The 17,103-nt window shown below is 53.6% G+C and carries 14 protein-coding genes; 8 read left to right on the top strand and 6 right to left on the bottom strand.

What is annotated here, in order from left to right; translation table 11 throughout:
• Window positions 1–328: 328 nt before the first annotated feature.
• The gene (corA, locus tag ABNT34_RS18100) at window positions 329–1,273 is read left to right on the top strand and encodes a magnesium/cobalt transporter CorA (protein WP_348734153.1); all 945 of its coding nucleotides are present in this window, start codon (window positions 329–331) and stop codon (window positions 1,271–1,273) included.
• Window positions 1,274–1,320: 47 nt separating this feature from the next.
• On the opposite strand, the gene ABNT34_RS18095 is transcribed toward corA, so the two are convergent.
• The gene (locus ABNT34_RS18095) at window positions 1,321–2,226 is read right to left on the bottom strand and encodes a porin (RefSeq protein WP_348734151.1); all 906 of its coding nucleotides are present in this window, start codon (window positions 2,224–2,226) and stop codon (window positions 1,321–1,323) included.
• Window positions 2,227–2,439: 213 nt separating this feature from the next.
• On the bottom strand, window positions 2,440–4,200 hold the full coding sequence (locus ABNT34_RS18090) for a phosphoethanolamine transferase (RefSeq protein WP_348734149.1): 1,761 nt from the start codon (window positions 4,198–4,200) through the stop codon (window positions 2,440–2,442).
• A 255-nt stretch (window positions 4,201–4,455) separates the two neighbouring features.
• On the opposite strand from ABNT34_RS18090, the gene ABNT34_RS18085 reads away from it, so the two are divergent.
• Window positions 4,456–5,163, top strand: coding sequence for a SapC family protein (locus tag ABNT34_RS18085; protein ID WP_348734147.1), 708 nt, complete (start codon window positions 4,456–4,458; stop codon window positions 5,161–5,163).
• 55 nt (window positions 5,164–5,218) lie between these two features.
• Here ABNT34_RS18085 and ABNT34_RS18080 read toward each other — a convergent pair whose 3' ends face one another.
• Complete coding sequence (locus ABNT34_RS18080) at window positions 5,219–7,018, bottom strand: diguanylate cyclase (protein WP_348734145.1); 1,800 nt, start codon at window positions 7,016–7,018, stop codon at window positions 5,219–5,221.
• 126 nt (window positions 7,019–7,144) lie between these two features.
• Here ABNT34_RS18080 and ABNT34_RS18075 point away from each other — a divergent pair, with 126 nt between their 5' ends.
• The gene (locus ABNT34_RS18075) at window positions 7,145–7,372 is read left to right on the top strand and encodes a hypothetical protein (RefSeq protein ID WP_348734143.1); all 228 of its coding nucleotides are present in this window, start codon (window positions 7,145–7,147) and stop codon (window positions 7,370–7,372) included.
• 42 nt (window positions 7,373–7,414) lie between these two features.
• On the opposite strand, the gene ABNT34_RS18070 is transcribed toward ABNT34_RS18075, so the two are convergent.
• The gene (locus tag ABNT34_RS18070) at window positions 7,415–8,053 is read right to left on the bottom strand and encodes a TetR/AcrR family transcriptional regulator (RefSeq protein WP_348734141.1); all 639 of its coding nucleotides are present in this window, start codon (window positions 8,051–8,053) and stop codon (window positions 7,415–7,417) included.
• A 412-nt stretch (window positions 8,054–8,465) separates the two neighbouring features.
• On the opposite strand from ABNT34_RS18070, the gene ABNT34_RS18065 reads away from it, so the two are divergent.
• From ABNT34_RS18065 to ABNT34_RS18055, 3 genes are read left to right on the top strand one after another with little or no spacing between them, the layout of a single operon-like run.
• Window positions 8,466–9,716, top strand: a complete 1,251-nt coding sequence (locus ABNT34_RS18065) for an efflux RND transporter periplasmic adaptor subunit (protein WP_348734139.1) — start codon at window positions 8,466–8,468, stop codon at window positions 9,714–9,716.
• 14 nt (window positions 9,717–9,730) lie between these two features.
• Complete coding sequence (locus ABNT34_RS18060; protein WP_348734137.1) at window positions 9,731–12,907, top strand: multidrug efflux RND transporter permease subunit; 3,177 nt, start codon at window positions 9,731–9,733, stop codon at window positions 12,905–12,907.
• On the top strand, window positions 12,900–14,258 hold the full coding sequence (locus tag ABNT34_RS18055) for a TolC family protein (protein ID WP_348734135.1): 1,359 nt from the start codon (window positions 12,900–12,902) through the stop codon (window positions 14,256–14,258). The genes ABNT34_RS18060 and ABNT34_RS18055 overlap by 8 nt, the downstream gene beginning before the upstream one ends.
• On the opposite strand, the gene ABNT34_RS18050 is transcribed toward ABNT34_RS18055, so the two are convergent.
• Complete coding sequence (locus tag ABNT34_RS18050; protein WP_348734133.1) at window positions 14,253–14,942, bottom strand: transporter substrate-binding domain-containing protein; 690 nt, start codon at window positions 14,940–14,942, stop codon at window positions 14,253–14,255. The two genes, ABNT34_RS18055 and ABNT34_RS18050, sit on opposite strands and share 6 nt — an antisense overlap.
• A 139-nt stretch (window positions 14,943–15,081) precedes the next feature.
• Window positions 15,082–15,423, bottom strand: coding sequence for a hypothetical protein (locus tag ABNT34_RS18045; protein WP_348734131.1), 342 nt, complete (start codon window positions 15,421–15,423; stop codon window positions 15,082–15,084).
• 254 nt (window positions 15,424–15,677) lie between these two features.
• Between ABNT34_RS18045 and ABNT34_RS18040 the strand changes: the two genes are divergently transcribed.
• Together ABNT34_RS18040 and ABNT34_RS18035 are read left to right on the top strand one after the other, a co-directional pair.
• Window positions 15,678–16,616 (top strand): carbohydrate kinase, encoded by a 939-nt coding sequence (locus ABNT34_RS18040; RefSeq protein WP_348734129.1) that lies wholly within the window; start codon window positions 15,678–15,680, stop codon window positions 16,614–16,616.
• A gap of 93 nt (window positions 16,617–16,709) precedes the next feature.
• On the top strand, window positions 16,710–17,078 hold the full coding sequence (locus tag ABNT34_RS18035) for a potassium channel family protein (protein WP_348734127.1): 369 nt from the start codon (window positions 16,710–16,712) through the stop codon (window positions 17,076–17,078).
• Window positions 17,079–17,103 lie beyond the last annotated feature (25 nt).

Genomic DNA, 17,103 nt, shown 5'->3' with positions numbered 1-17,103 from the left:
GTTACACTGAACCGGTTGGAGAACCGCGGAGGTTAGCAAGGACGCTACCCCGCGGTTCTGCTTTTTTGTAGCGGGCAAGATAGCTGTTCTGACCAGCTTTACCTTGACCTGAGCTATGCGGGTTCTTTAAGATCAACATCACTTTTTGCCAGAGGCTGCATTTCCTTGGACATACCCAGTCGACCTTCTTTGTTGTAAATCAGTCTGCCGCCTCTCCCCTGTTGTTTTGCCGGGTCAGTTGCAGTCTGACCGGCGTATCGCCACCACAAAGTATTTTCTCGCGCTGTGTCGTTCCGGGATCTTCCGGCTAGATTAACGGAGTCACCTGATGCTGCGGATTTTTACCGTACAACAACAAAAACTGGAACGGCTTGAGCTGCAAAGCGCCGAGCAGGTGCAGCAGGCCATCTGGCTGGATTTGCAGGAACCGGACGACGCCGAACGAAGTTTTATCAGCGACCAGTTTGGCCAGCAGCTTGCTTTGCGCGCCGAACTGGACGATATCGAAGCGTCAGCGCGTTTTTTCGAAGATGAAGACGGCCTGCATGTGCACTCATTGTTTTTTTATCAGGAAGAGCGCGCAGCCACCACCACAGTAGCTTTTACCATTCGCGACGGCCGGCTGTTTACGCTGCGCGAGCGCGAACTGCCGGTATTCCGGCTGTACCGGATGCGCGCACGCAACGCACACCTGCAAAGCAGCAATGCCTTTGAGCTGCTGCTGGATTTGTTTGAAGTCAAAATCGAACAACTGGCCGACAGTATCGAAGAAATTTCGCTGGCACTGGAAGCTATCAGTCAGGTGATTTTACAGGGCAAACAAAATGAAGCCTTTCAGGAGTCGCTGTCGAAACTGACTGAGCTTGAGGATATGAGCTGGAAAGTACGGCTTTGTCTGATGGATACCCAGCGTGCCATCAGCTTTTTGCTGCGTAAAGCACGGTTACCGGCTGATCAATTGGAGCAGGCGCGCGACGTGTTACGCGACGTCGAGTCGCTGCTGCCGCACAACGAATCCTTTTCGCAGCGCGTCAACTTCCTGCTGCAATCAGCGATGGGTTTTATCAATATCGAACAAAACCGCATCATCAAAATCTTCTCGGTAGTGTCAGTGATTTTCCTGCCGCCGACTTTGGTTGCCAGCAGCTATGGTATGAACTTCGCGCATATGCCGGAGCTGAATCTGACCTATGGTTACCCGCTGGCGCTGGCGCTGATGTTACTCGCCGGCATCACGCCATATTTGTTTTTTAAGCGAAAAGGTTGGCTCTGAACATAAAAAAACCGGCAAAAGCCGGTTTTTTTGTGTGTGAATGAGGATCAGAATTTATGTTCGATGCCCACTGCCAGATAATCGGTATCGGCTTTATTGAAGAAATCAAAGCTGCTGTACCAGGCAAATAACTTGGTCTCTTTGCCGATTTTGTAATCCGCACCCAGGCTGTAGCCGTCATGATCTTCCAGCGTCTGGTATTGCACTTTTAACTCAAACTTTTTCAGCGGATAAGCCGCGTTTAACAGGTAACCGTCTTCTTTAGTGCCGCCTGTCATGACTTCCTGCTGCTGCAGACCGGCCCCCAGTTTGATGCTGGCTACTTTGCCCTGCACAAATAAGCGGCTGCTGTCGTAGCCATTGACGTCGTTATCCATCGACACTGACGCAAATATCGGGCTGTCTTTCAGGCTGTCATCACCATACATCAGCGCCACAGACTGACCGTCCTGACCTTTCTCTGAGTCTTCCATGATATGGGTCACCAGCAAGGAGAAACCGGCAAACTTCGGTGTGATATACACTAGCGAGTTATTCATCCGGTTTTCGCCTTTCCACAAGGTTTTGATATCGGCCTCGTAGTCGTTGAACAGGTCCATTTTACCCTGTGACAATTTCAGCGCGGTGTCGTTGCGGCCGGCTTTGATAGTCCCGAAGCTGCCGGTCAGACCAATAAACTGGTCGCGGCCTTTGATATTCTTTTCATTGGCTTCGTCGGTCAGGTCAACTTCCCATTCCAGCTGATAAATCAGCGTCAGGTCATCTTCCAGCTGGTAATCACCTTTGACGCCAAAACGGGAGGCATTGCTTTTTAATTCGGAAAAGCGGCCGGCGCCATCATCCGAACTTTGCGCCGATACGTTGATTTTACCGTACACCGTCAGTGGATCAGCCTGTGCAACACCCGCCAGACCCAACAACATGGCAACGACCACAGCTTTTTTTGCGAACATGGTTAAATCCTTCTTTTTTATGAAGAACATCTTTCTTTGCAACAGTTTGGCTTCAGTATAAACAGTGCCAGCCAATTGCAAGGATTGAAGAGGTAAAAACAGGTATTTTTATGACGCAATGACAGTTTCATGAAGTTTTTCAGTATTTTTCATGGCGTTGTCATGTCGGTTGGATGGCTATTTTATGGCTTATTTATGACAACAATATGACAGTCAATTCGTTGCGTCTGCAGAAAGCTGTCCTTGCGGCAGCTGCCGGCATTGGCCAGTTTTAGCGGCCTGGTCAAAATCGACGCCAGTCCAGAGCAATCGTCGCTGTGGCTTAAATGCCGCACTGGCAAAACTCAGTTCGCTCTGCTGCGTTGGATAATGAATATCTGCCAGCTGCAGCATGGTATGAAACGTCTGACTGGTCAGTAAAGGTTGCCGGGCAGACAGGCTCAGCTGCTGGGTTTTCTGCGGAAACTGCTGGCTGAAAAGCTCTGAACCCCACCACAAAGCCCCAACCCGATAATCAAATTCGGTATTGTGACCATGACCGCTTTTATCGCAGTCACCATCAAAAATGTTTTCGCCATGATCAGACACCAGTAACAGACTGGCGATAGCCTGCTGTTGCTGTAACTGACGGATAAGACCGGCGACGATAAAATCGGTGTACAGCACAGTGTTGTCGTAACCATTGCTCAGCAGCTCACGATTAGCCTTGTCATGCATGCCAATCTTTTGGCCTTTGCCTGAGGGCAAAAAGCGGTCAAAGGCTGACGGGTAACGGTCGGTGTAACTGAAATGACTGCCGAGCGTATGCAGCACAATCAGTTGTTTTTGTTCTTGTTTTGCCAGCACTCTTTTAAATGCGTCCAGCAACACTTCGTCATAAAAGCCTTCTTTTTTGTAGCCAACCGGATTTAAGTACTGCACTTCGTCCGCTTCGCTGGCATGTAAAGCCACCGAAGAGTCATGCACGCCGAGCGGGCTTTGCGTCGACAACCAATAAGTGCGAAAGCCGGCTTCGCCAAAAGCGGCAACTAAGGACTTTTCATCAAAGAAATAACTGTGATTGGCGGCGGTTTTACGCGAAATAATCACCGGCACCGACATCCGCGTCCAGGCCCAGGGGCTGACCATATCCTGAAAGCTGATGACGCCGGGAATACTGGCCAGTTCTGGCGTGGTGACGCGGCCATAACCATTGAGCTGCAGCCGGTCCGGTCGCAGAGTTTCGCCTATCACCAGCACATAGATTTGCCGCTCGCCCTGCACTTCCGGCTGCGCTGCGCCAAACTTAAAATTCCGGCTTTTCGCCGCGACTGCACTCAGCGCCTGTTGCTGCACACGGAACTCATTGCCGGCCAGCAGCAGATTGAGCGGAAAACTCTGATAAAACAGATTGTGGCTTTGCGGCAGAGGCCGCCGGCTTAACGCCGTTTGCGTCGCGTCGGCTTGCGGGTCAAGCGGATAATCAATGGCATACTGACGTTCCTGCAGCGCCACCCAGCAAAGTCCCGCCAGGGTACAACCCCAAATCAACGGCCGGCAGAACCGCGGCCAGTGCAATTGCGCCGCCAGCAGCACACTGCTGGTCAGGCCAAATAACAACAAAATGCCAAGCAAAGCCGCGAATAACAACCAACCAATACCGGACAGATAACCCGCAGCTTCGGCCAAATCGGTTTCAAAGATAATCGCCATGGCATGCGCGTCAGTCGCCTTGCCGTAAGTCAGCTGATAAAACCATTCCTGCGGCACTAACAGCGCCAGCGGCAACCACAACCAGACTGAGCGGCCGGGCGAACGCTGTAACGACAACAGCAGCAGCAACAGCAATGCAGCTGGCAGCAGCCCAAAGCGCAACCATAGACTCAGGTCTTGTCCACGCTGCAGCACCAGCCACTGCGGTGATAACAACAGCAGCAATAAACTCAGCAGTAAGACAACGGCCAGTGACTGGCTCTGCGGCAGTTTTTTTATCATGCGGGAAGAAGTCCTCGTCACAGCTCAGCAGCGAAATTCGCAGAAAACGGCGGCATTATTCATAAATTCAGCCTGTTACTCAACCAGTCGCCACAGTGCAGGTCTGGCGTTGCTAAATTGCTAACATTTTTCTGCAGAACGGCGCTGGCATTCTGTCATATTTTTATAGTATGGTGCTTGCGACTTTATAAAAACCGGCCACCGGCGGACGCCCGCCAATGCTGGCCTCAGACAAGATCCAAAGGAAGTAGTAACATGCTCGCTCAACCAGTCGCCCTGACCCAGGACCAACACAAAGATCTCCGTATCCTGCCAAAATTCTCCGTTGAAATCCTGGAAAACCGTCACGTCGCGCCGTTAATGCTGCAGGAATTCACTGCCGCTGCGCCGTTTTATCCAATTTTCTTCTTAAAAGCCGGCGACGCCGACGTGTATAACCCGGTCGCAGTATTTGGTCTGCAGGAAGCGCAGAATCTGTTCCTGCAAGATGGCGAGTGGAAAGGTGAATATATTCCTGCCGGCATCCGCGCTTACCCGTTCACGCTGGCTCAGGCCAATGACGACCAGTTAGTGCTGTGTGTCAACGAACAAGCCGACAACGTCAGCCGCACTGAAGGCCAGGCCTTGTTTGATGCAGAAGGCAAAGCTACTGAATTCTTCGACGGCATTAATTCTTTCTTCAAAGATTACATCGATGCTAACACCGTCAGCCGCAATATCCTGAGCCAAATCACCGAGATGGGTCTGTTTAAAGCCGATGGTCTGCAATATCGTGATCTGGCTGGTAACGAGCGCCGCCTGAACGGTTTCCATGTGATCGACCGGGAAAAATTCGAAGCATTAAGCGACGAACAATTCCTGCAGTTACGTAAGTTTGGTGTCCTGCCAGCAATTTACGCACATTTCACGTCACTGGAGCGTATCGGTGTGTTGATCGCGCGTTTACCAGCCGCAACTGCCTAAGCGAATGTTTATCCAATAAAAAGCGGCTGTTGCCGCTTTTTTATTATCCAAAGGTTCAGGCAAAATCACTGGCCAGCTGCACACAATTTTTGCCGGCCGCTTTGGCGTCGTACATGGCACGGTCTGCGGCATCAATCAGCGCTTCGGCCGCGGTTTCACCGGCGCTGCTAATTGCCACGCCGATGCTGACGCCAAGCCTGATTTGCGCCGTGCCATGGTAAAACGGCTGCTGCACATGCTGTAACAGCCGTTCCGTTAATTGAACCAGAATCGCGCCTTGCGTCAGCCCCTCACAAATCAGTAAAAACTCGTCCCCGCCAATCCGGCAAATCAGATCGGTTTCCCGCACTGCATCGCGCAGCCGCTCGCTGACTTCAAACAACACTTTGTCACCAGCCAGGTGGCCAAACTGGTCATTGACCGTTTTGAAGCCATCGAGGTCCAGATACAACAAAGCCAGACTGGAACCCTGCCGTTTCGCCCGCGCCATCGCCTGACTGAGCTGCTGATACATGGCATTGCGGTTGGCCAGGCCAGTCAGCGGATCTGTAGTCGCCAGCCGTTGCAGTTTTTCATTCATCTGTTCCAGTTCAGCGGTGCGCTCTGCCACTTTCTGCGCCAGCTGATTTTCATGTTCGCGTAATTGTTGCACCAGTTGCTGCTGTGCATCCAGCGCCTGCTGCTGAGCCTGGCTGTGCTGCAGTTTCAGCTGGTTAAACCGGGCAGCCAGACCAAAAGACACCAGCAGCATTTCCAAAGCTGAGCCAAGCTGCATCGCATTGATAGTAAAGAAGTTTGACGGTAACAAGCCAAGATTACGCAGTGACATTACAATAGTACCGAGCAACAACATGGCCCAGGCCAGCGCAAACAAGCGCGCACCTGGAGCCCGGTTCAGCACACTCTGAATAGCGCACAAAGTCAGCGCTAACACCGCAACAATGCCAATCAGCGACATCACAATCAGCGCTTGCTGCACTGGCATCCAGGCAGCAAATCCAACCGCAACCAACATCAGAGTGCTGAGCGGACGCAATAATTTGTCCCAGGCCGGACTAAACCGTGCCGTATCAAGGAAAGCCCGGGTAAACAACACCGCCATCAGGGCTGCGACGGTAAAGCCAAGCGGCAGCAAACGGTTCGACAGTTCCAGCGCACCGGGCCACAGGTAAATAGCGCCGATGCCGTTTAGCGAGGCACTACCGACGCCAAACCACAGCACAAACAACACATACCACAAAAAAACTTTTTCTCTGAGCACCAGAAACAACAACAAGTTATAACCTGCCAGCGCCAGCAAAGCGCCGAAGTACAAAGCAGGCGCCAGATAAGCGTCTGCGGTCAGGCTGATAAATTCGTCATTGTTGATGAGTTGATTCTGCAGCGTCATGCTGCCCTGACTTTCCACCCGCAGCCACAAAGTCGTGACCTCATCAGCGGCCAAATCGAGCGGAAATACCGCTTGCCGGTGCACCAGGGCCCGGGATGACAACGCCACCATATCGCCACTGTCGAACTGGCGGATGCCATGACTGTTTTCAATATAGAGCGTCAGATGGTCCAGCGACGGATAGGTAAAGAGCCACCACCAGCGGGCGCGCTCAGTTGATTTTACCTGTAAATACAGCCAGATAGCACCGCTGCGATAGCCATAACTGAGATCTTCCCGCAGTGGCATCTGAAAATCAGCCTGCAAATTGCGCACCTGACTGAAGCTCAGTGCACCGCCAGGGTCGGACAGTACACGGATATCCTGGCGCGGGTCGCAACAACCCGCGCCTTGCAGCAACACAGGATCAGCCTGAGCGGTCCACGACCAGAGGAAAACAATCAGGCTCAGCCAGCACGCACGCATCGATGGTTTCTCCGTGGCTCTGATGTTATTACATCAACGCAAAGACTGTACCTGTCGACAACTGGCCGGTCAATCCGGCACACTGCACGTTATAATGCCCGACCGGCGACATGCAGGTGGATGGAGATGAAGCTGAAAAAGATGAGTCTGCGACCTGATGTGCTGGCACTGCTGTTGATATTGGTGCTGCTGCCACTCAGGCCCAGTGCCGAACCCGCACTCTGGTATCGCTGGCAAAGTGTCAAAACCGGCAAATATATCTGCAAACAGATTGACCCCGGGCCAGGCTGGGTCCGGCATAGCGGGCCTTATCTGGACGGCGGTTGTCGTGTGTTAAAGCAACCACCATCCTAACAACTGCCCCCAAACAACTGCCAATTGCGGCACAGTCAGCGCTTAAGCTTGCGTCTGTGGAAATGCTTTCAGCGCAGTGCGGGCAATGTTGTGAAGCTGATCGGTACAAGCGCCATTGGTCGCCTGAACCGATAACCCCTGTAACACCGTGATAATAAAACCCGCCAGGCCCTGCGGATCGGCATCGGCAGGTAAATCACCATCTGCTTTGGCCCGCTCAAACCGCTGCACTAACTGTTCAAAACCGGCTTTACGCCGTGCAATTAAGGCATCTTTCACCGACTGACCGCTGTCACTACAGGCCAAAGCACCCTGCACCATCAGGCATCCGGGCGGATGCTGCGGATTACTGTGTTCTGCCGCTGCGCCCAGCAGAATCCGCTCTGCCACCCGATAAGCCGTGGGCTCCTGCATCGACGGATAAAAAAACGCGCTTGGGCGGTTTTCATAGCGTTCAATGGCTTTGAGAAATAACTGCTCTTTATTGCCAAATGCCGCATAGAGGCTGGGTTTGTTAATGCCCATGGCTTCAGTCAAATCAGGCAAAGACGCGCCTTCATAACCTTTTTGCCAAAACACTTCGAGCGCTTTTTGCAGCGCTGTTTCCAAATCAAAAGCGCGCGGCCGGCCGACCGGTGCGCTGTTATTACATGTGGTGCTGTTTAGCGTGTTTGCACTCATCACTACCTCTGTGGCGGCATCTGCGACGACCTGAAGTCAGCATCGCAACCGCCCTTTATCTGCATGGGCCAGAGAATAACGCAGCAGCCCGGCCTGGTAAACACTGCAGTATACACTGCGGTCCACAGTCCGGCTTTAACACCGAAACAGCGGACGCTCCACCTTGGCTGCACTGCTTATTCACTGACAGCTTATTTTCTGCTTATAACCAACAGAATCGCTGCCCTGCGAAAAAGTTCCAAACTATTTTACCAATCAGTACAAAATTAAATTGACTCTGTAATGCTTTTCTATATATTTACCGGTCAGCACATTATACCAATCAGTACAGAAGTCAACAAATACCGACTTCCACAGCGTGTAATGCCAAAACCTTCCTGCCACCGACCCTGAATAAGAGGAATTACCGATCATGGCCAGACCCCAGTTAAAACTGCCCCGTCGCCTGCTGCTGACCAGCCTGGCGGCCCTTGTACTCGCTGCCTGCCAACCCGCAGCACCTGCTGCCAGCGGTCCGGCTGCGGTCAAAGTGGATGTGGCAACCGTGCTCAGCCAGCAAATCAGCGAAACTGACGAATACACCGGCCGGTTACAGGCGCCGGAATCGGTTAATCTGATGCCACGGGTGTCCGGTTACCTCGCCAAAGTGCACTTCAGCGAAGGTGCAAAGGTTGCTGCCGGTGACTTGTTATTTAGCCTCGACAATGCGCCTTTTGCCGCCGAAGTGGCGCGCCTCAGTGCCAGCCAGAGCGAAGCCAAAAGTGCTTTAGCACTGGCCGAACGTGAGTATCAGCGCGCACTGAGCCTGAAAAAACAAAATGCGATTGCGACCGAATTACTCGACAGCCGCTTCAGCCGGTTTGAACAAGCCAAAGCACAGCTGGCCGCCACGACTGCCGCGCTGAAAAAAGCCGAGCTGGATTTGTCTTATACCGAAATTCGCGCGCCAATCGCCGGTGTGGTATCGAACGCCTTTATCACGGCCGGTAACTATGTGCACGCCGGTCAATCGGTGCTGACCAGCCTGGTCTCCAGTGGTCGCATCTACGCCTGGTTTGATGCCGACGAACAAAGCCTGTTGCGTTATCTGGGCCTGGACAGTGCCAGCGGTACCGCCAGCCAGCTGCAGCAACAACAGCGGCCTGTGCTGTTGGCTTTAAGCGGCAGCACTGAGTTCCGTCATCAGGGCACTATCGATTTTATCGACAACCAGTTAAACGCCGCGACCGGCACTATCCGTATCCGCGCCAGCTTTGACAACAATGACGGCGGCCTGCTGCCTGGCCTGTTCGCCCGGCTGAAACTGACCGGCAGCGCGCCTTATCAGGCCGTACTGGTCGACGACAAAGCCATTGGCACTGATTTGGCCAGCCGTTTTGTGCTGGTGGTCGACCCGAAAGGTACGCTGCAATATCGCCCGGTCACACTCGGTGAAAAAACCGGCGGCCTGCGCATCATCAAATCGGGCCTGAAACCAGCCGAACAAGTGGTGGTGAATGGCCTGCAACGGGTACGCCCAGGTGTCGTGATTGAACCGAACCGGGTCGAAATGGCGACGCCACAGCAGCTGGCCGCGCTTGCCAGTGAACAACAACCCTTTCGCATCGCACAGCAACCTGCTGCCACCTCAGGCAGCGGTAGCGTGAGCGGCGCCGGCCAATAACAGGGGCATCATCTATGTTATCGAATTATTTTTTACGCCGGCCTATTTTTGCCGCTGTGTTGTCGCTGCTGTTTGTCATCAGCGGCGCCATTGCAGTCTGGCAACTGCCGATCACGGAATACCCGGAAGTGGTCCCCCCCACAGTGGTGGTGACAGCAACTTATCCGGGCGCCAACCCGAAAGTCATCGCTGACACTGTCGCCAGCCCGCTGGAGCAGGAAATTAACGGCGTGGAAAACATGCTGTATATGTCCTCGCAGGCAACCAGCGACGGCCGCATGACGCTGACCATCACTTTTGCCATCGGCAGCGATGTCGACAAAGCGCAGTCACAGGTACAGGCCCGGGTCGACCGTGCCAAACCACGGCTGCCGCAGGAAGTGCAGCGGCTTGGTATTGTCACGGAGAAATCCTCACCGGATTTAACTATGGTGGTGCATTTAACTTCGCCGGATAACCGCTATGACATGTTGTATCTGTCGAACTATGCCGCGCAAAACATCAAAGATGAACTGGCGCGGATTGACGGTGTCGGCGCTGTGCGTTTGTTTGGTGCCAGCGAATACAGCATGCGCGTCTGGTTAGATCCGAATAAAGTCGCGGCGCTAGGTCTTACGCCACCGCAAATCGTCAATGCGATTCGCGAGCAAAACCAACAAGCTGCGGCCGGTAGCCTGGGTGCGCAACCGTCCGGCAGCAGTGAATTTCAGCTGTTGATTAACGTCAAAGGCCGGCTGACCTCCACCGAAGAATTCGGCAATATCATCATCAAAACCGGTGCCAATGGCGAGCTGAGTTACCTCAAAGACGTGGCGCGACTGGAATTAGGTGCCAGCTCTTATGCGCTGCGTTCTTTGCTGGATAACAAAGACGCGATTGCTATTCCGGTGTTTCAGGCGTCTGGTTCGAATGCCATTCAAATCTCTGATGATGTGCGTGCGCGCATGGCTGAACTGGCGCAGAATTTCCCGCAAGGTCTGAGTTACGACATCGTCTATGACCCGACTGTCTTTGTGCGCGGTTCGATTGAAGCTGTAGTGAAAACGCTGTTTGAAGCCATTTTACTGGTGGTGCTGGTCGTCGTGCTGTTCCTGCAAACCTGGCGCGCCTCGATTATCCCGCTGGTGGCAGTGCCGGTGTCATTAATTGGTACTTTTGCCTTTATGCACCTGTTTGGTTTTTCACTGAACGCGCTGAGCTTATTTGGTCTGGTGCTGGCCATCGGTATTGTCGTCGACGACGCCATCGTTGTGGTGGAGAACGTTGAACGCAATATCGAAGCCGGTTTGTCGCCACTTGCCGCGACTCAGCAAGCGATGAAAGAAGTCACAGGCCCAATTATTGCCACCACGCTGGTGCTGGCTGCGGTGTTTGTGCCAACCGCTTTTATGACCGGCCTCACCGGCCAGTTTTATAAACAGTTTGCCCTGACCATTACTATTTCGACGGTGATTTCCGCACTGAACTCGCTGACGTTAAGCCCGGCGTTAGCCGCCCTGCTGTTAAAACCGCATGGCGCGGCGCCGGATAAACTGACAGTGCTGCTGGATAAGTTATTCGGTCGTCTGGTGTTCCGGCCATTTAACCGGCTGTTTGCCCGTGGCAGCGAGCGTTATGGCAAAGCGGTCAGCAAAATCATCCGTTTTGGTGGTCTGACTGGCGTGTTGTACTTAGGCTTGCTGGGTCTTACCGGCGGTATTTTTGCCAATACCCCAACAGGTTATGTGCCGCAGCAGGACAAACAATATCTGGTGGCTTTTGCCCAGTTGCCGGACGCTGCCTCGCTGGAACGCACTGAAGCTGTAATTAAACAGATGTCGGAAATCGCGCTGAAACATCCTGGTGTGGCGCATTCAGTCGCCTTCCCTGGCCTGTCTATCAACGGTTTTACCAATAGCCCGAACGCCGGCATTGTGTTTACCCCGCTGAAAGACTTCAGTGAACGGCAAGATCCGTCGTTGTCAGCCGGCGCAATTGCTGCCGACTTAAACGCCCAGTTTGCCGGTATTCAGGACGCCTTTATCGCCATCTTCCCGCCACCGCCGGTACAGGGCTTGGGCACTATCGGCGGTTTCCGCCTGCAGCTGGAAGATAAAGCCAACCTCGGCTACGAAGAGCTGTACAAAGTGACGATGGCGGTGCAAATGAAAGCCTGGCAAACGCCTGAGCTTGCCGGTGTATTCTCGGGTTATCAGGTCAATGTGCCGCAACTGGATTTGGATGTCGACCGCGTCAAAGCCAAAGCACAGGGCGTGTCGTTAGATGATTTGTTTGCAACTTTACAGGGTTATTTAGGCGGCACTTATGCCAATGACTTTAACCAGTTTGGCCGCACTTATCAGGTGAATGTGCAAGCGGATGAAGCCTTCCGGCAAGATCCGGCACAAATCGCCAACCTGAAAGTGAACAATCGGCAAGGTGAGCTGGTGCCCATCGGCAGCTTCGTCAATGTCAATTACAGCGCCGGCCCGGATCGCGTCATGCATTACAACGGCTTTACCACCGCCGAGATCAACGGCGGCCCGGCACCGGGCTACAGCAGCGGCGAAGCACGGGCGGCTATTGAAAAAATTCTGGCTGAAACCCTGCCACCAGGTATCAGCTATGAATGGACTGAGCTGACCTATCAGCAAATTCTGGCCGGTCATGCTGAATATCTGGTGTTCCCGCTGGTATTGCTGTTGGTGTTTATGGTGCTGGCTGCCTTGTATGAAAGCCTGCGTTTACCGCTGGCTATCCTGTTGATTGTTCCGATGACGCTGCTCTCCGCAATGATTGGCGTGTGGATTTTTGGTGGTGACAACAACATCTTCACCCAAATCGGCTTGATTGTGCTGGTTGGTCTTGCCACCAAAAACGCCATCCTGATTGTTGAATTCGCCCGCGAAAAGCAACAACACGGTATGACCGCGCTGCAAGCGGTGCAGGAAGCGGCCCGCTTACGTTTACGGCCAATTTTAATGACGTCGATTGCTTTTGTAATGGGTGTAGTACCGCTGGTATTCAGTAGCGGTGCCGGCGCGGAAATGCGTCAGGCCATGGGCGTGGCGGTGTTCGCCGGCATGATTGGTGTGACCTTATTCGGTCTGCTGCTGACGCCACTGTTCTACACCATGCTAGCTGGCAAAAAACCGCAACAAACTTCTGAGCAGATCAACCTGCCAAACCATGTTGGAGTGACTCATGACTAAGCTGTTTCGTCCATCTGCCCTTGCCTTGCTGCTCAGCCTGAGCCTCGGTGGCTGTGTCAGCAGCCAGTATCAGGCCCCGGCGCAGCTGACTGCTGAGCAGCCGTTGCCAGCGCAGTATCAGCTGGTGGCAAAGCCAGCTGACTGGTGGCAACAACTACACGACCCGCAACTGATGACTCTGTTACAGCAGGCCGGCGCGCAAAACGCCAGCTTGCTGGCCGCCAGTGCCAATGTAAAACGTTATGCCGCACTGCAAAGTGATGCCGACGACAATGATTTGCCAAAGCCAACCGCAACGGCAGGCATGGAACGTTCGCAGCAAGGCAAAGATGGCGTGGTGTCGAGCCGCTATCAACAAGGCGTCAGTGTTACCTGGCAACTGGATTTGTCCGGTGCGGTCGCACTGGCTGAACAAGCGGCACAGCAGGACCGCGACATCGCCGTGTTGCGTCTGCAGGAACTGCAACTGGCGGTGCTGACTCAGGTCGCCCGGCATTATGGCGACTGGCTGGGTGCCCAGCTGCAAATTGATGTGGCGCAGGCGAATCTCGCCAATCTGGCGAAAACCCGCAGCATAGTGCAGGCGCAGCTCGATGCCGGCAGTGCGTCGGCGCTGGAACTGACCCGCTTGCAGGCGCAGATCTACCAGGTTGAGGCAGGATTGCCGGCGCTTTACTTACAGCAATCGCGGGCGCAGTTGGCTTTGGCTGCGTTGACCGCGCAAACAGAAGTGAGGCTGACCAAACGCAGCCTGCCGCAATTCAGCCAACCGCTGGCGCTGTCGCAGTGGCAGGACGTGCTGGCGAAACGGCCCGATTTAGCGATTGCCGAGCGGCAGCTGGCCAAAGCGCATACCCAGCTGGCGATTGATAAAGCCGCCTGGTATCCGCAGTTGTCGCTGCAGGGTTTTCTTGGGTTTGTCTCTTTGGGTAGTGTCAAAACCGGCACTGAGCAGCAAAGCTGGAGTCTGGCGCCGAGTTTAAGCCTGCCGGCGGCCGATCCTTGGTCTGTGGCCGACCGCATCGACGCCAGCACCGCTGGTGCTGAAGTGGCGTTGCAGCAATACCGCGCTCAGGTATTTGATGTCGTGCGCGACCTCAAAGGCAGCCTGGATGCGTACAACCAGGGCCGGCGCGCCCAGTTACTACAGCAGCAACAGCTCGCGGCGAGCAGCGAAGCGGTGCGGTTGACGCAATTACGCTACCAGAGTGGTATGGCGGATTTTCTGCAGTTACTGGATGCTGAGCGTGAGCTACTAAGTGCCCGGGATCAGGCCGCCCGCCTCAGTCTGGCGAACTATCAACAGATGGTTGGTTTATATCAGCAATTTGCCGCAGGCATCGTGTTATAAGCCGGTTTTTGCTGGCTGTTTGACACTGAGCTGCCAGCTGTATTTCTGCAACAATGCCTTAAACTGGCCCTGGCTGGCGCGGGCATTGATGTAGTTATCCAGCAGCTGGCGCTGCAGGGGTCTTAAGCGTGGTGAATACACACAATGCACCTGATAATGCGCCAGCTCCAGTTGCTGCAGCCGGTTCACCGGCAAAAGATAATGCGCTTCCACTTCAGACATCACCACCGCATCCGCTTTACCAGCCAAAAAAGCGGCTGCGGCTTCCTCCGGGGACAGATAATCGGCTCGTTTGAGGCTGTTATTGCGAAACAAGGGTTCTAATTGCGGGTACTTATAACCGGCAACTGTCGCAATAACACGATCTGGACCGCTCAGCGCCGTTAAATCCGGCAAGGGCTTTTCACTGAGTACCACATCGGCGTACGCAAACAACGGCGGACTCCAGCGTAATAACGGTTCCGGATACCAGGCCGGATTAGCGCGGCAATAGATGTCGGCTTCGCTTTTCAGCAACGCACCGGCAATGGCGGCGCGGTCAAACGATTTTAACTGCAGTTGCATGCCCAGTTGCTGGCCCAGTTCGCGATAAATATCGATGAGATAACCGGATTGTTGTAGCGGATCTTTGGCGCGGATAATGGCCGGAGGAGTAATAAAGGCGCCATCGACAGCAGTTAGCACCCGTTCTGCGGCAGCTGTAGCTGTTGTGACCAGAAACAGCCCAACCAAGGCCAGGCCCCGCTTCACCCTATGACTGCGCACCGCATATATCCCTGTTGTTTTTTTCAGCAGTCTACGCCTTCAGGCGTCTGCTGACCAGTCAGATTTGAGCCAGCATCGCTGACTGACGGTCACGACGACGATAACTCGGATGCTGCAGGGCACTGTGGCTGACCTGAAAACGCTGACTGAAAAATTGCAGCACACCATCCACACTGAGGCGGGCATAAGGTAACTGATGTCTGGCGATGACTGCAGTCCCGAGTTGGCTCAGCGCCTGCTCCAGAGTCAGTCCTGTAGGTTTTGGTAAACGATAAAGTTGAAACAGAAAATTCAGCGTGGACACTGCATAAGAAGCACCAGCCTGCACCCGGATTAACTGCAGTTCCTGTAAGCGGAAACCGATGTCGCGGATGCGTTGTAAACGAAGATGCTCGGTCATGATGAAGGTCCTTACTTGTACTGCTGATACTGCTGTATCGGAGTACGGCCGCTAAACTTGAATGCTAAATGCCGATCCATGGCTACGATACTGGCCAAAATTATATTTTTCAGTTGCTTAGCTTCGAGAAAAAATACTGTGGGCGCGCTGCCGTGGTGATCTGTTTCGCAAAACAAAAAATATTTAAAGCGGCCTCTTTAATAACAGCGTGTGATTAATTAAGCTGCCTGTGAACAAAATCCGAGGAGAACAACATGATTGCGGTGATTGGCGAGAACGTCATTGATATTTTCAGCGAAGCAGACGGCCGTTTTGTGGCGAAAACCGGCGGCTCGCCATTAAATCTGGCCATCGCCTGTGCTTTGCAGCAAGTGCCGGTCAGCTACCTGTCGCCGTTATCGTCGGATGCTTTTGGTGATGCTTTCCGCCAGCTGCTACAAAGCCGTGGCGTCAGCGCCGGGTTTCCGCATCCATCCACAGCCCCCAGTTCTTTGGCTTTTGTCCGCATCGACGCTCAGGGGCAGCCCAGCTACAGCTTATATCGTCAGGGGATTGCTGACCGTGATTACACTGCAGAGCAGCTGATTGCAGCACTGCCGGCGGACTGTCGTATTCTGCACACCGGGTCGCTGGCGTTAGAGCCACAGGATGCGGCGAAATTGTGGCCAGTGCTGCTGGCCGCCAAACATCGTGGGATCAGGCTCAGTGTCGATATCAACGTACGTTTGCAGTTTGTGACTGATGTTGATGCATACCGTGCTGTCATTGAGCAGGTGCTGACGCTTGCCGACTATATCAAGGCCAGTGATGAAGATTTAGCTGCGCTGTATCCGGCGTTCAGCCTGCAAAATGCCGTCGAAAAAATCCGCACTCTGGCACCGTCAGCGCTGTTGGCACTGACTTGTGGTGCCGAAGGCGCCAGCCTGTATCTGGGTACTCAGGTCATTTCCCAAGCCGTTATTCAACCGACAGTTTTTATCGACACCGTCGGCGCTGGTGATACCTTTTTTGCCAATCTGTTAGTGCAGCTGCTGCAGTTACATCCGGTAAATCAGTTGCTTACCGATTTAGATTTAACTGTGTGCCAGAGCGCACTAAAGCGTGCCTGCCTCGCTGCCAGCCTGAACATTGCCAAAGCCGGTTGTCAGCCGCCGGATAAAGCGACACTGGATCAGGCGCTGGCGCTTTGCTAAATGTTCATTCGCTTTAACTGAACGCGGCGGCTTGGACTGCCTTCAGCCCTTTGTTATGCTGCGGTAAGCGTCTGTATAACAAAGGGAAAGTTGATGAAGAAGTTATTGATATATATCGCAAACCGGCTCTGGCTAATCATCGCCTTATACGCCAGCAGCCTGTTGGCCGGCGCCTGGTGTTTTGCCGCGCTGGAACAGAAGTCGTTCGCCGATGGCTTGTGGTGGGCCACTGTCACCTCACTGACCATCGGCTACGGGGATTTAACCCCGCTCACCCCAACCGGCCGGATTGTCGGTATTTTGTTTGGTCATTTCTGGATATTTGTGGTGATCCCGATGATTGTCGCCAATATCATTATGCATCTGGTCGAGGACAAACATCTCTTCACCGACGAAGAACAACGCGAACTGATGCAACGGCTCAAACGCATTGAAACACGTTTGGAACAAAACAAAGACTAAGCAGCTTGCTGAAGCGCAGCCGGAA

Origin of the sequence: Rheinheimera texasensis (genome assembly GCF_964031785.1) — a bacterium.
GTDB lineage: Bacteria > Pseudomonadota > Gammaproteobacteria > Enterobacterales > Alteromonadaceae > Pararheinheimera > Pararheinheimera texasensis_A.
This window is presented reverse-complemented; position numbering and strand designations above follow the sequence as displayed.

What these genes read in the sequence shown, in the direction of transcription:
- ABNT34_RS18055 (WP_348734135.1), top strand. Translation starts at nt 12,900, where the DNA reads ATGACTAAGCTGTTTCGTCCATCTGCCCTTGCCTTGCTGCTCAGCCTG.
- ABNT34_RS18095 (WP_348734151.1), bottom strand. Translation starts at nt 2,226, where the DNA reads ATGTTCGCAAAAAAAGCTGTGGTCGTTGCCATGTTGTTGGGTCTGGCG.
- ABNT34_RS18075 (WP_348734143.1), top strand. Translation starts at nt 7,145, where the DNA reads ATGAAGCTGAAAAAGATGAGTCTGCGACCTGATGTGCTGGCACTGCTG.
- ABNT34_RS18045 (WP_348734131.1), bottom strand. Translation starts at nt 15,423, where the DNA reads ATGACCGAGCATCTTCGTTTACAACGCATCCGCGACATCGGTTTCCGC.
- ABNT34_RS18040 (WP_348734129.1), top strand. Translation starts at nt 15,678, where the DNA reads ATGATTGCGGTGATTGGCGAGAACGTCATTGATATTTTCAGCGAAGCA.
- corA (WP_348734153.1), top strand. Translation starts at nt 329, where the DNA reads ATGCTGCGGATTTTTACCGTACAACAACAAAAACTGGAACGGCTTGAG.
- ABNT34_RS18085 (WP_348734147.1), top strand. Translation starts at nt 4,456, where the DNA reads ATGCTCGCTCAACCAGTCGCCCTGACCCAGGACCAACACAAAGATCTC.
- ABNT34_RS18080 (WP_348734145.1), bottom strand. Translation starts at nt 7,018, where the DNA reads ATGCGTGCGTGCTGGCTGAGCCTGATTGTTTTCCTCTGGTCGTGGACC.
- ABNT34_RS18070 (WP_348734141.1), bottom strand. Translation starts at nt 8,053, where the DNA reads ATGAGTGCAAACACGCTAAACAGCACCACATGTAATAACAGCGCACCG.
- ABNT34_RS18065 (WP_348734139.1), top strand. Translation starts at nt 8,466, where the DNA reads ATGGCCAGACCCCAGTTAAAACTGCCCCGTCGCCTGCTGCTGACCAGC.
- ABNT34_RS18035 (WP_348734127.1), top strand. Translation starts at nt 16,710, where the DNA reads ATGAAGAAGTTATTGATATATATCGCAAACCGGCTCTGGCTAATCATC.
- ABNT34_RS18060 (WP_348734137.1), top strand. Translation starts at nt 9,731, where the DNA reads ATGTTATCGAATTATTTTTTACGCCGGCCTATTTTTGCCGCTGTGTTG.
- ABNT34_RS18090 (WP_348734149.1), bottom strand. Translation starts at nt 4,200, where the DNA reads ATGATAAAAAAACTGCCGCAGAGCCAGTCACTGGCCGTTGTCTTACTG.